Raw genomic sequence first — 13,234 nt, forward strand, 5'->3', positions numbered from 1 at the left:
GTCCTCAATCGAAAGCCGGCAGGAGCCGGTCGCGAGAATGTTCGATATGCACCCGCATCGCCTTTTCGGCGGCCGCGGGATCTCCCGCGGCAAAGGCCGTCAACAGAGCCTCATGCTCGTCCAGAGCCTCCTCGGTCACGCGCGAGTGGAACATCAGACGGAAAATGTGAAAGTGCGTGTGCTGATGATTGAGCGTCTCACGGATGAGTTCGTTTCCGGCGAACTCCAGGATCCGGTCGTGAAAGACGGCATCCTGTCGGGCGAAGGTGGAATAGCGGATACGTTCGTCGGTTCCTTCCCTGCGTCCCATGACCCCGGCTGCCTCTTGAAGAGCCGCGAGTTTGGCGTCGTCCATAGCGACCGCGGCTCTGGCTGCGCTGTCCGGTTCGAGCAGAAGACGAAGTTCGTACAGTTCGTCGAACCTGCGGCGGGTAATCTGCGGCGCGGCGCTGTAGCCGATCAGATGGGTCTTGACCACCAGTCCCTCGCCCTCAAGCCGGCCCAATGCTTCCCTGATCGGCGTCTGCGAGACGTTCAGCTCTCGCACCAGGTTGTCGACCGTGATGCGTGCGCCGGGCGCAATTTTTAGCGACATCAGCTGTGCGAAAATGACCTCGTAGACGCTTCCCGCAAGGCTGTTGCTGCGCTGGATGTAAGAACTGCCGACGGCCTCGTCGGAGGGAACTATAGGAGTATTCTGCATATTTTTGCCTCTTGACATGGCCAACCGCTAACACGATGCTGCGACCAATTCAATCCCATATCCTATAGGATTTAATCCTGGAGGCAAAATTGAGAGACTCTCGGGGTCTGCTCTCATGGTGCAACAAGGCCCGCGAAGATGGGTTCGATATCCAGCTTCAGCTCTGGGAGGAGCTCGACGCCCTCTCGGATCACGACACACCGATTGTCAAAGGACATCGTCAATGACCCATTTTGCCGCCATTCGGCTACCGCACGAAATTCTGTTCGGGAAAGGACAGCGACACGCGCTTCCAAGGGTTGCTTCAAGACTTGGGACGCGGGCCCTCGTCTGCACCGACCAGCGCTTCGCTCGAACCGCCGTCTTCGCTGAGATCGTAACGGCATTGCAAGCGGCGTCCATCGACGTCCTGATCCACGACGGGGTTCTGCCGGACGTTCCGCGCGATACGGTTGCAGTGTGCGTGAACGATGCGCGAGACTTCAATCCTGACATGGTGATTGGGATTGGCGGCGGTAGCTGCCTCGACATGGCGAAGTGCGCAGCACTACTCCTGAGCCATGGTGGAAACCTGCAGGACTATTATGGAGAGTTCAAAGTTCCAGCCCCGACGCTTCCCGTGATCGCGGTTCCCACCACCGCAGGTACCGGGTCGGAAGTTACGCCGGTCGCAGTGGTGTCCGATCCCGATCGGACGCTCAAGGTTGGCATTTCCAGTCCCTATTTGATAGCCAGCACGGCCATTTGTGATCCGGAACTGACGATGTCGTGCCCGCCCGGCCTGACTGCGGTGGCAGGAGCCGACGCCCTCACCCACGCGATCGAAGCATTCACCGCGGCCCGCCGGGGTACAGATTCCTCCCTTGCCCAGGACCACGTGTTCATCGGCAAAAGCGCGCTGACCGATCACTTCGCCCTGCTTGCCATAAAGCTACTTGGCCGCAGCCTGGAGAAAGCCTGCAACGACGGCGCCGACGAGGACGCACGATCCGATGTGATGATGGGCGCACTCGCCGCCGGCTGCGCGTTCGGGACCGCTGGCACCGCGGCGGCCCACGCGATCCAATATCCGGCTGGGGCGCTCACCCATACGGCACATGGTCTCGGCGTTGCCACTCTGATGCCCTATGTCATGAGCTACAACAGTTCCGCCTCGGCGCCGGAACTGGCAGAGGTCGGCGCGGCGCTGGGCCTCGATCAGACGGGCCTTGGGCTACAGGAAATGGCAGAGGCAGCGATCGAGGAAGTCAGACGGCTATTCGCGGCGATCGGCATTACTCCGACCCTCGATGCACTCGGTCTGCCGGCGGACAAGATCGACTGGACCGCGGAACAGGCCTTCAGCATCGACCGTTTGATCAAGAACAACCCCCGCCCTTTCGATATCGAGGCCATGAAACGTCTCGTCCGGGCAGCCTATGACGGCGACCTTGCCGCAAGCGCAATCTAGTTCCAGGAGTATTCTCATGGCCGTTGCCCAATCGAACCTTCACCATGATCGTCAATTCCCTGACATCCGGGCCGCGTCGCGCGGGCTCTATATCGACGGCGGATGGGTGTCGTCGCAGTCGGGAAAGACGATCGAGGTCATCGATCCCTCGACCGAGGCCGTTCTGGCCGCCGTGCCCGATGCGACGATCGAAGACGCCGCCGCCGCGGTCGAATCCGCAGCTCGTGCTGCCGTTTCTTGGCGTGAAACCGCACCCCGCAAACGCTCGGAAATCCTGAGGCGCTGCTTTGAACTGATGATCGAACGCGCGGAGATGCTGGCGACATTGATTTCGATGGAAAACGGCAAGGCCCTGAGAGACGCGAGAGGCGAGGTCGCCTATGCGGCCGAATTCTTCCGCTGGAATGCCGAGGAAGCCGTCCGGATCACCGGGGAGTTCGGTATTGCTCCTTCGGGATCGAACAGGATCATCGTCGATTACCAGCCGATCGGCATCTGCCTGTTGATCACGCCGTGGAATTTTCCGGCCGCCATGGCAACGCGCAAGATCGCTCCCGCCCTGGCGGCTGGATGCACCGTGATCCTGAAGCCGGCCAGCGAAACGCCTCTCACGGCATACGCGCTCGCGTCGATCTATGAAGAAGCCGGCGTACCTCCCGGCGTCGTCAACGTTTTGACGACCAGCAATCCAGGCCCCGTGACAGCAGCGATCCTCGCCGACCCGCGCGTAAGGAAACTCTCCTTCACCGGTTCGACGGGCGTCGGGCGCACCCTGCTTGCGGAAGCGGCCAAACATGTCATTTCCTGCTCCATGGAGCTTGGCGGCAACGCGCCCTTTATCGTCTTCGATGACGCTGACCTGGAGGCCGCGCTCGATGGCGCGATGATTGCCAAGATGCGGAATGCCGGAGAGGCCTGCACGGCTGCGAACCGCCTATATGTCCAGTCGGGGATCCACGACGCCTTCGCGGAGGGGCTGACGAAACGAATGGCAGCGTTGAACGTCGGCGCGGGAACCGATGCCCTCACCGAATGCGGGCCGATGATCACCAAAAAAGCCGTAGAGAAAATCGGTCGCCTGGTCGACGATGCGAAGACGCGCGGTGCGAAGGTTCTATGCGGCGGCGAGCGTTCGAAGGATCCAGGCTTCTTCTATCCGCCGACCGTGCTTTCCGACGTCCCGGCCGACGCCGATATGGCGCACGAAGAAATCTTCGGTCCGGTCGCACCAATTTCCAGTTTTCAGAGCGAGGAGGAGGCCATAGAACTGGCGAACAACACCGAGTACGGCCTTGCGGCCTACGTCTACACTCGTGATCTTGCGCGAGGGCTCCGTGTCTCATCCAAAATAGAAGCCGGCATGATCGCGCTGAACCGAGGCCTTGTTTCCGATCCCGCGGCACCCTTCGGCGGAGTCAAGCAAAGCGGTCTCGGGCGCGAGGGTGGCCAACATCATGGCATAGCCGAGTTCATGGAAGCAAAATACATCGCTACCAGTTTCTGACAGGAGTGGAGATTTGGAGACCGACCCCTTCCGCATCCGCGGTCATGTCGCGGATTTCGATGCGATCGTAGAGGAGATTGTCAAACGAAGTGCCGCGACGCGCGACAAACTCCCGATGATCGCGGATGTGCCCTACGGGAAAGGAGAAAGCGAAACGCTCGACCTCTTTTTTCCTGAAGGATCGCGCGAGAACCTTCCCGTGCACATGTTCATCCATGGCGGCTACTGGCGGATGTTTTCCAAACGGGACTACTCCTACGTTGCCGACACGATCACAAAGGCCGGCGCAATTGCGGTCATCGTCGATTACGCATTGATGCCTCGTGCGCGGATGGCCGTACTCGTCGACCAGGCACGGCGGGCGAAACAGTGGGTTCTCGAGCGGATCACCGAATATGGCGGCGACCCGTCGCTCCTCACGATCAGTGGCCATTCCGCCGGGGCGCATCTCGCCAGCTTCTTGTTTCACCGCGAGCAAGCGAAGTCGTCGGTAAATGGTGCGTTTCTTCTTGGCGGTCTCTACGATCTTTCACCGCTGCAGGAGTCTTTTCTGCAGAAGGAAATCGCGCTTACGGGCGAAGAAGTCGTCGATTTCACCCCCCTAAACCATCAGCACGATCAACGCTGCCGCGCAATTCTGGCCGTCGGCGGCAACGAGACTCCGCCCTTTCATGCGCAGCTAGACGCCTTTTCCGCATCATTGAGACAACAAGGGCTTCCGGTATCCTCCAAAATCATACCGGGCCGAAATCACATGGACAGCGTTCGAGATCTCGGCATTCCAGGGACCGACGCCGGCGATATCTTAACGAGGCTCATTCAGTCTTCTTCCTGAAGGAAGAACCGAGATCGGCGTTCGGCCAATCGATCATGGCTGGCGTTCTGTCGCGATTTAATATCCCAACGCACCAACCGTCCTTGCGATGATCCGACGCGCCGTGAAGCGTCCTGTGCTCCCAATCGATCCATATCGCCTGGGCGCCGCCAATGGCCCAGTTCGGCGGCTGCACTTTGAAGCCCGTTGGCGTGAATAGTCACCAGCAGACTGCCGAAGACTGCCTTCCATCTCGACTGTCGCCGGTCCCGGCGGCGGAAAGAGGCGCGGGAGATCAATGGCGCCCTGAATGCCCAGTCCATAGTCGATCAACTCGGAGAGGAATTGAGCATGCCCCATTGCCTGTCCGTTCTGTTTTACGACGAGCGGCGGCTGAAAGGCCGAGTCCTCTGATGTTGCGCGGTTTGAGGCTGGATTGCGTCCGCTTGCTCAGAAAATTGTGCCACAGCACACGACGTTGCGGTCCGATGGAACCACGAGATTGCTGATATGTTGATCGACTGTCGATCGATAGTGAATCATGGAAGTTCTGCAAAGTTTGAGTTGACCGTCTTCGATGGCGGGGCGACAGTTGCAACCTGCGGCAAGGCAGGAGGAAAACCATGGACGAGAAAGACCGCTGGCGCCACATGGCAAGCGCACCGAGAGACGGTAGTCGGATCTTAGTCACGATCCGCCCTTCCGAACAGGGGCCAGCAGAAGTTGACCTCGCGTATTGGTCGAATGGCGATCAGTTCGGTGGAGAAGGCTGGCGCGCCTCCGATTCCTCGCCCGGGCACGTCATCGAATATGCTGAGCCGGAATTGAAGTGTTGGATGCCGATGCCCTCAGCCAACCTCAATCGCCTCTCGCTGCCCTCACCCTGGGAAGGCAGCGACGCCCAGCAGTTCGACGGGTCAGGGATTTAAGAAGTCGCGCCCTCGGCGAGTTCAGCCTGCGTTGCACCGGTCGCAATGACCTCGGTACCGAGCGTTTCGCCGGCTGGATCAGGACCGCGACGACGTCCTGTGAATTTCGCTTGTCTCGCGTCCATGGATCCGCATGTCATCTTCGACTGTGAGGTTCTGCCACTGCCGGCTGCCGCGGCAGCACGACAGGAACCCCTCACAGCGTTCATCTTCGCCCGCCCGGCTGTAAACGTCGCAAGACGACGATCAAGGACCTCATCCCACATTAGGCGCAGTCGGCCGAAGGCCGCTAGCTCGGCCAAAAAACTCAACGTTGTATATCAAATAATATGATATAAATCATAAATTCGGTTGACATTCTCAGGCGCTCAGGCAGTATCTGAGCCATTCGGATAGCCGATTAGCACGCTGGAACTGGGAGGATAACGGCATGCTTTCGAGAAGAACATTTATGTGGCTCGCGGGAACATTTCTCGCGACCAGGCCGGCGCTTGGGCAAGTGCCGAGCAACGATTTGCCCCGAGAACAGCTACTGATTCTCGAAAACCCGGAAGGGACAATCAAAAACGCCGGATGGTTCAACATTTGGGCTATCAATGCCGGCGGTCAGACGACGGGCCTCCATCAGAACGTGATGGACACCTTCTGGTACATCGACCCCGATCACGGCATCGACGGTGTCTGGGACAATTCCCTTGCGACGGAAAAACCGATTTATAACAAGAATTTCACGGAGATGACCGTCAAGCTCCGCTCCGGCATCTTCTGGAGCGATGGCATCGAATTCACCGCCGACGACGTCGTGTTCACGATCGAAACCCACATGAAGACCAGCGGCCTGCGCTGGAGCGCCCCAGTCCAGATCAACGTCGCGGCGATCGAGAAGAAGAGCCCGACTGAAGTGCTCTTCAAGCTCAAAAAGCCCAATTCACGGTTCCATGCACTGTTTACGGTTCGCTGGAACGCCATGTGGATGATGCCGAAGCACGTCTTTGAGAAGGTCGGTGACGTTCTCAAGTTCGACTTTAACCCGCCGGTTGGGCTGGGTGCCTATACGCTCCACAATTTCGACCGCGGCGGCAAGTGGTTCATCTGGAAGAAACGCGAGGATTGGAAGCGTACCACGGTTGCCCGGTTCGGCGAGCCTGGCCCAGGTTACCTCGCCTATATTGACCCGGGACCGCCGGAAAAACGGGTTATCGAGCAGCTCAATCATCGTCTCGACGTCATCCACGACCTGTCCCCCGAAGGCATGTTCACGCTCGCCAAGGACTCGCCGTCGTCGGTCAGTTGGTTCAAGGGTTTCCCGTACGCACACCCTGATCCGACATTGCCTTCGGTCATCTTCAACCATCGGCTGGAGAAATTCCAGAACAAGGACGTACGCTGGGCGCTGGCCCTGCTGATCGACATCAAGGCCGTCAGCATGGCCTCCTATCGGGGCGCGGCCACCATTTCCGCAATCGGAGTGCCGCCGACCGGACTTTATCCGAAATATTATTTCGAACCCATGGAGCAGTGGCTGACGGGTTTCGAGCTCGACACGGGCAAGCGCAAGATCAAGCCCTACGACCCGACGACAGGCAAGCAGATCGCAGAAATGCTGCGCCCGTCCCTCAAGGAGCAGATACCAACGGACGCGGCAGATATTGCGACAGCGTTTGGCCGCGGATGGTGGAAACCTGACCCGGAGGCGGCAACCGAACTTCTCCAGAAAGCCGGCTTCACCAAACAGGGCGAGCGCTGGTTTCAGCCGAACGGGCAGCCATTCTCCGTGAAGGTCATGGTGGAAGGCGATCTCAGGCCGGTCATGACACGCGCCGGATCGATCATCGCGCAACAATGGCGGCGGTTTGGCATCGATGCGAATATCGACGTCGCCCAGGGAACGATGCTTGACCGGCGAGGCGTCGGCGACTTCGACACCTTCATAGGCTGGAGCGTGGAAACCTGGGGTGGTCACCCTGACCTGTCGTTCTTCCTCGACAGCTGGCATTCCCAGTTTGTTGTCGATGTCGGCAAGGTGCAACCGCCGAGAAACTGGCAACGTTGGAAAGAACCGAGGCTGGACAAGATCATCGAGGAGATCCGCACGATCGATTTCGACGATCCGCGTGGGGTCGAGCTTGGTCTCGATTATCTGAAGTTGGCCACGGAGGAGATGCCGATCATTCCGCTCATGGCCTACAACGTCTTCGCGACCATGGACACGACATACTGGACCGGCTTCCCGAGCCTCGCAACCAAGCCTTACACGAACCCGGTCGCCAACTGGGGTAACACCAAATACATGATGGTTAATTTGAAGCCGACCAAGCCGGCCAAGTGAGAAACTGCCGCCCGGCGCCTCCAAGGTGCCGGGCGGAGACCTCATCCCGATATGCGAGGCATCAATGCGTTCCTACGCCATCTACGTGGCCAAGCGCGTCCTGCAGTTCGCGCTGGTCGTTTTTGTCGGCATCAGCATCACGTTTCTGATCACGCATCTTACGCCGATAGATCCGGTCGAGCATGCCGTCGCTCAAGTGAGCACATTTGGCTTTTCCAGCCCCGAATCCATCGAGCTTCTTCGGCAGTCCCTCAAGGAACTCTACGGCGTCGGCGACAATCTGTGGGAGGAATATCTGATTTTCTGGCGACGACTTGCCATGCTCGACTTCGGCCCCTCACTGTCGGCATTCCCCACGCCCGTGAGTGAACTGATCGGAAGAGCCATCCCCTGGACGATTGGCCTCCTGACTGTGTCCACCGTGTTGAGCTGGTTTATCGGCAATATCCTCGGCGGACTGGCGGGCTACTACAGCCGCAATCGGATCCTTCGGATCCTCGGAATGATCATGATGGGGCTCCATCCCGTGCCCTACTACATTGTCGCCTTCGTTCTGTTGATCGTCTTCACATTCCTCCTGCCGATCCTGCCGAGCAGCGGCGGCTACGAGATGAACCTTGCGACCGGCTGGACGCCGCAATTCGTGGGCAGCGTTCTGTTGCACTCCATTCTGCCTTCGCTCTCTCTCATTCTCGTCGGCGTCGGAAGCTGGTTCATGGGAATGCGGGCGCTGGTCTCGAATATCGTTACCGACGACTATGTCACATACGCTGCACTCGCCGGTGTTCCCGAGAGGCGGCTGGTGACGTCCTACGTGATGCGTAACGCATTCTTGCCGCAGATCACCGGCCTTGCGATGTCGATCGGCGCAATCTTCAACGGCGCGGTAATCACCGAGCAGGTTTTCGGCTACCCGGGCATCGGCCGCCTCCTGGTCGAGGCAGTCCATGCGGCGGATTATTCGCTCGTTCTGGGGATCACGTCGATTGCCATCATCGCTGTCTCTGCAGCCGTCTTCATCATCGACATCATCTATCCCCTGATCGACCCGCGCGTACAGGTGACCCAATGATTGCCGTCCTGAGAGACCTGTTCCGTTATAACGGCGAGTTCGCGATCGGATGCGTGATCATGGCGATCATCCTCGGCATCGCCGCGGCCTCTTTCTTCTCCCCCTACGAGCCGATCGACTCCTACCTTGTGGCCTTGGATGCGCCACCCTCGCTGGAATATGTATTCGGAACCAATTCGCGCGGTCAGGACATTTTCTGGCAATTGACCTTTGCGATCCGCAATACCCTCGCCTTCGGCTTCATCGTAGCGCTTATCAGCCGCATTCTCTCCCTGGTGATCGGGCTGATCTCCGGTTATGTCGGCGGGATCGTCGACCGGATCCTGATGTCGATCAACGATACCTTTATCGTCATCCCACTCTTCCCGCTTCTGGTCCTGCTCTATTTCGTGTTGCGTGACGACATGACCTGGTTCGTGCTTGCACTGGTCATGGCGGGCCTCGGATGGGCCTACGATGCGCGGCTTATTCGATCAGTCATGATAAGCCTCAGAACCCGTGAATTCACCAACACCAGCATTTTCTCCGGCATGTCCATGCCGAGGATCGTCACACAGGAACATCTGCCCTATGTGCTCCCGATCGTCTTCTCGACTTTCATGAACAACATGAACTGGTCCATCGGGCTCGAAGTCACGCTTGCAGTCCTGGGCTTTACCGATGTCGACACGCCGACCATCGGCGGCATGATCTTCTGGGCCAACCAGCACAGTGCAATGGTGTCCGGCGTCTGGTGGTGGTACTTTTTCCCAACCCTTTTCGTGACGTTGACGTTCATCGGGCTCTTCCTTCTAGCCATCTCGATGAATGAATACATCGATCCGCGCAGCCGGCTCGATCGGATGGGGAATTCCTGATGATGCGAATCTCAGCCCCAGCCGGCCGCGAGGACGCCCACGTTCTGGAGACGAGCGATCTCCGCGCCTACTACCGGATGAAATATTTCGGGATCGACCGCGAAGTAAGAGCTGTCGACGGGATCTCGATGCATGTGCGCAAGCACGAGATCTATGGCATTGCAGGCGAGTCCAGTTGCGGCAAAACCACTTTCATCAAAGCGATCGCGGCTGCGATCAGACCCCCGCTGGAAATTGTTGGCGGGCAGGTGAACTATAGCTTCATCGACGATGATCTCTACGCTCTGCCCCCGGCACGACGCACAGCGATCCGCTGGCAACACCTCTCCTACATCCTGCAAGGCTCGATGAACGTGCTCAATCCCGTTCGTCGCATTCACAAAACGTTCGAGGACTTCGCGTTCCGGCACATGCATCTGGGACGCGCCGAGTTCGACCAGGAGGTGCGGCGCCATCTGGAGCGGCTGCGCCTTCCTGCTGAGATACTCCGTTCCTATCCGCACGAGTTGTCGGGCGGGATGCGGCAGCGTGTCTGTATTGCACTTGCTACGCTTTGTAAGCCGGAATTCATCATCGCCGACGAACCGACGACCGCGCTCGATGTCGTCGTACAGAAAGACGTCCTGGCGATGATCCGGGAAACACAACATGAATTCGGATCTTCAATGATCTTCGTGACCCATGACCTGACGGTTCATGCAAATATCGCGGACAGGCTGGGCATCATGTATGCCGGCCGGCTCGTCGAAGAGGGGCGAACGGCTGACGTCTTCGCCAATCCCCTGCATCCGTACACGGCCCATCTGATCGCCAGCCTGCCGACGATCGGCGACAGGCATAGACGTGACGGGCTTCACGGAACCCCGCCGAACCTGGCCGATCCTCCAAAAGGGTGTCGTTTCCATCCGCGATGCCCACTGGCGATGGAGATTTGCCGACACGAAAATCCTGCCCTTACCACCCTTGCAGAAGATCATAGGGTGGCCTGTTTTGCGGCGAGTCCGGACGTCCTGCCGACACCTGATGGGAGACCGACCCAGCCCGAGGGATTGGAGATCGAGCGATGACGGCTCCCCTTCTACAACTCGACGGCGTCTCCAGGCTCTACAAACGAGGGGGCTTGCTTGGCCGTCAGGAATTCCGTGCCGTCGACAACGTATCGTTCCGCCTGGAGGGGGATGAACCTCAAGTCTTTACGATCATCGGCGAATCCGGAAGCGGCAAGACGACACTTGCGAGGATGATCCTCAACATGGTCCGGCCAAGCGCGGGGACGATCTTATTCAAGGGCCGCGACCTGGCTTCGATCCGCGGACCTGGAGCGCGGCGAAGGTTCATGAAAGAGGTCCAGCCGATCTTCCAGAACCCTTTTGAGGCGTTCAATCCCTTGAAACGCGTCGATCGCTATCTGTTCATGACGGCAAGGAACTTCACTGACGCCCGTTCACCCGCGCAGATGGAAGCCGTTGCCGACAGGGCGCTGAACAACGTCGGCCTGTCGATTGCCGAAGTCCGCGGCCGGTTCCCTCATGAGCTCTCCGGAGGTCAGCTCCAGCGGGTGGCGATTGCCCGGGCACTTATCCCAGGCCCGTCTATGCTCGTCGCGGACGAGCCGGTTTCGATGGTCGATGCCTCGCTGAGAATGTCCATCGTCAATCTGTTTCGTGCACTGCGCGATGATCTCAGGGTTTCGATCATCTACATCACGCACGATCTTGCGACGGCCTATTACGTCAGCGACAGGATCATCATCATGCGCAAGGGGGAGATCGTCGAAAGCGGTGAGGCGCGCCCGGTCCTTGACAACCCCCAGCATCCGTACTCGCAACTCCTGAAGTCCGCCATCCTGTCTCCCGATCCGAACGGTCGCGGCGTGCTGACCGGCGACAGCGCCGCGACCCAGCAAGCGCGTGCATCACCCCAGCCATCGACCGAAGAGACAGAGCTGCAGCCGCATTAGCGGCGAATTACCCGTTTCCTGAAACAAAGTGAGATTTGAGAGATGATCAAGGCCCAAGCCCGGTTCGACCGGGACTTTATCATTGGTGAAACCGACAACCGTCTGTTCGGCGCATTCATCGAGCATCTTGGCCGCTGCGTCTACGGCGGCATTTTCGAACCTGGCCATCCAACGGCTGACGAAAAAGGGTTCAGGCGGGATGTTCTGGAGCTCGTGCGCGAGCTCAATCCCACCATCATGCGCTACCCGGGCGGCAACTTCGTCTCCGGTTACAATTGGGAGGATGGCGTGGGCCCGGTCGAGCAGCGCCCACGCCGCCTCGATCTCGCATGGAAATCCGTCGATACCAATCATTTCGGAACCAACGAGTTCATGGATTGGTGCCGGGTTGCCGGCATCGAACCGATGTTGGCTGTCAACCTCGGCACGCGCGGACCAGACGAAGCCCGCCATCTGCTTGAATACTGCAATCATCCGTCGGGCACCCACCTTTCCGACCTTCGCCAACAGCACGGTTGGGAAAAACCGCACGACATCAAATTCTGGTGCCTGGGCAACGAGATGGACGGCGGCTGGCAGATGGGGGCGAAAACTGCCGAGGAATACGGCCGCATCGCCGCCGAGACCGCAAAGATGATGCGGATGACCGATCCGACCATTGAACTGGCGGCCTGCGGATCCTCCGGGCGAAAAATGGCGACATATGGCGAATGGGAGAGGATCGTCCTCGAACACACGTTCGATCATGTCGAGTTCATATCGCTGCACACCTATCTCAATAATTATGCCGACGATACCCCGTCGTTCCTCGCAAGCCCTGACCTGATGGACAGCTTCATCGAAGAAGTGGTTTCGATCGCCGATGCCGTCGCGGCGCGCCGTCGCTCCCGCAAGCGCATCATGCTGAGTTTCGATGAGTGGAATGTCTGGTATCGCACCCGGCGCGGCGAACATAACCGCGTCAAGGAAGGATGGCCCGTTGCCCCACCCATCCTGGAGGAGGAATACGACATGCAGGATGCGCTTGCCTTCGGCGGCGCATGCATCTCACTCCTCAATCACGCCGATCGCGTCAAGGCCGGATGCCTCGCCCAGCTTGTAAACGCCATCGCCCCCATCATGACGGAAACCGGTGGTCCGGCCTGGCGGCAAACGATCTTTTGGCCTTTCTCGGACTTCAGCAATCTTGGCAGGGGCAGTGTTCTCAGAACTCGCGTGGATACGCCGACCTATGCCACACGCTATTACGACCCCACGCACACGGAAGACCTGTACGACAAGATCGACGCGGTTCCCTACCTCAAGTTCTCGGCAGTGCATTCGCAAGAGAACAAGACAGTCACCCTCTTTATCTTGAACCGGCACCTTTCCGACGATATGCAGATTGATATCGCGGCAACCGGCTTTGGCGGGCTAAAGCTGCAGCGAGCACATTCGCTGCATCACCATGACCTCAAGGCGAGCAACACCAAGAATGAGCCGGACAAGGTGGCCCCTCACAATCTGAGGGACATAGAGGTGGCGAGTGGCACTGTCGCCGTCACTGTTCCCCCGGCGTCGTGGAACGTCGTTCAGTTTGGCGCTTCCCTGTGAAACCGAGGTTGAGGAAGGATCGT

At 58.9% G+C, this 13,234-nt stretch carries 11 protein-coding genes and 1 pseudogene; 10 read left to right on the top strand and 2 right to left on the bottom strand.

Annotated features, from left to right (window positions below; all coding sequences use genetic code 11):
• Positions 1-4: 4 nt before the first annotated feature.
• Positions 5-703 (bottom strand): GntR family transcriptional regulator, encoded by a 699-nt coding sequence (locus ABCW43_RS16560; RefSeq protein ID WP_345926359.1) that lies wholly within the window; start codon positions 701-703, stop codon positions 5-7.
• A gap of 223 nt (positions 704-926) precedes the next feature.
• On the opposite strand from ABCW43_RS16560, the gene ABCW43_RS16565 reads away from it, so the two are divergent.
• Genes ABCW43_RS16565 through ABCW43_RS16575 form a run of 3 tightly spaced genes read left to right on the top strand, consistent with a single transcriptional unit; the run spans position 927 to position 4,492 of the window.
• Complete coding sequence (locus tag ABCW43_RS16565) at positions 927-2,153, top strand: iron-containing alcohol dehydrogenase (protein WP_345926361.1); 1,227 nt, start codon at positions 927-929, stop codon at positions 2,151-2,153.
• Between the two features lie 16 nt (positions 2,154-2,169).
• Positions 2,170-3,657 carry an NAD-dependent succinate-semialdehyde dehydrogenase gene (locus ABCW43_RS16570; protein WP_345926363.1) on the top strand — a complete coding sequence of 496 codons (1,488 nt, stop codon included), beginning with the start codon at positions 2,170-2,172 and terminating at the stop codon, positions 3,655-3,657.
• A gap of 13 nt (positions 3,658-3,670) precedes the next feature.
• Positions 3,671-4,492, top strand: a complete 822-nt coding sequence (locus ABCW43_RS16575) for an alpha/beta hydrolase (protein ID WP_345926365.1) — start codon at positions 3,671-3,673, stop codon at positions 4,490-4,492.
• 64 nt (positions 4,493-4,556) lie between these two features.
• Here ABCW43_RS16575 and ABCW43_RS16580 read toward each other — a convergent pair.
• A pseudogene (locus ABCW43_RS16580) lies at positions 4,557-4,837 on the bottom strand (gamma-glutamyltransferase); the annotation flags it as partial.
• A 257-nt stretch (positions 4,838-5,094) separates the two neighbouring features.
• Between ABCW43_RS16580 and ABCW43_RS16585 the strand changes: the two are divergent.
• The 7 genes from ABCW43_RS16585 (at position 5,095) to arfA (ending at position 13,211) form a co-directional block, all read left to right on the top strand.
• On the top strand, positions 5,095-5,400 hold the full coding sequence (locus ABCW43_RS16585; RefSeq protein ID WP_037078614.1) for a hypothetical protein: 306 nt from the start codon (positions 5,095-5,097) through the stop codon (positions 5,398-5,400).
• Positions 5,401-5,830: 430 nt separating this feature from the next.
• Positions 5,831-7,729 (top strand): ABC transporter substrate-binding protein, encoded by a 1,899-nt coding sequence (locus ABCW43_RS16590; protein ID WP_445738957.1) that lies wholly within the window; start codon positions 5,831-5,833, stop codon positions 7,727-7,729.
• A 64-nt stretch (positions 7,730-7,793) separates the two neighbouring features.
• On the top strand, positions 7,794-8,801 hold the full coding sequence (locus tag ABCW43_RS16595) for an ABC transporter permease (RefSeq protein WP_345926368.1): 1,008 nt from the start codon (positions 7,794-7,796) through the stop codon (positions 8,799-8,801).
• On the top strand, positions 8,798-9,658 hold the full coding sequence (locus ABCW43_RS16600) for an ABC transporter permease (protein ID WP_345926370.1): 861 nt from the start codon (positions 8,798-8,800) through the stop codon (positions 9,656-9,658). Before ABCW43_RS16595 ends, ABCW43_RS16600 begins: the two co-directional genes overlap by 4 nt.
• A gap of 2 nt (positions 9,659-9,660) precedes the next feature.
• Positions 9,661-10,725 (top strand): ABC transporter ATP-binding protein, encoded by a 1,065-nt coding sequence (locus ABCW43_RS16605; RefSeq protein WP_445738968.1) that lies wholly within the window; start codon positions 9,661-9,663, stop codon positions 10,723-10,725.
• Positions 10,722-11,618 (top strand): ABC transporter ATP-binding protein, encoded by an 897-nt coding sequence (locus ABCW43_RS16610; protein ID WP_345926374.1) that lies wholly within the window; start codon positions 10,722-10,724, stop codon positions 11,616-11,618. Before ABCW43_RS16605 ends, ABCW43_RS16610 begins: the two co-directional genes overlap by 4 nt.
• Positions 11,619-11,663: 45 nt before the next feature.
• A complete protein-coding gene (arfA, locus tag ABCW43_RS16615) occupies positions 11,664-13,211 on the top strand; it encodes an arabinosylfuranosidase ArfA (RefSeq protein ID WP_445738969.1) in 1,548 nt (515 codons plus the stop codon).
• Positions 13,212-13,234: the final 23 nt, after the last annotated feature.

It is taken from the genome of Neorhizobium tunisiense (assembly GCF_039631515.1).
Classification (GTDB): domain Bacteria; phylum Pseudomonadota; class Alphaproteobacteria; order Rhizobiales; family Rhizobiaceae; genus Neorhizobium.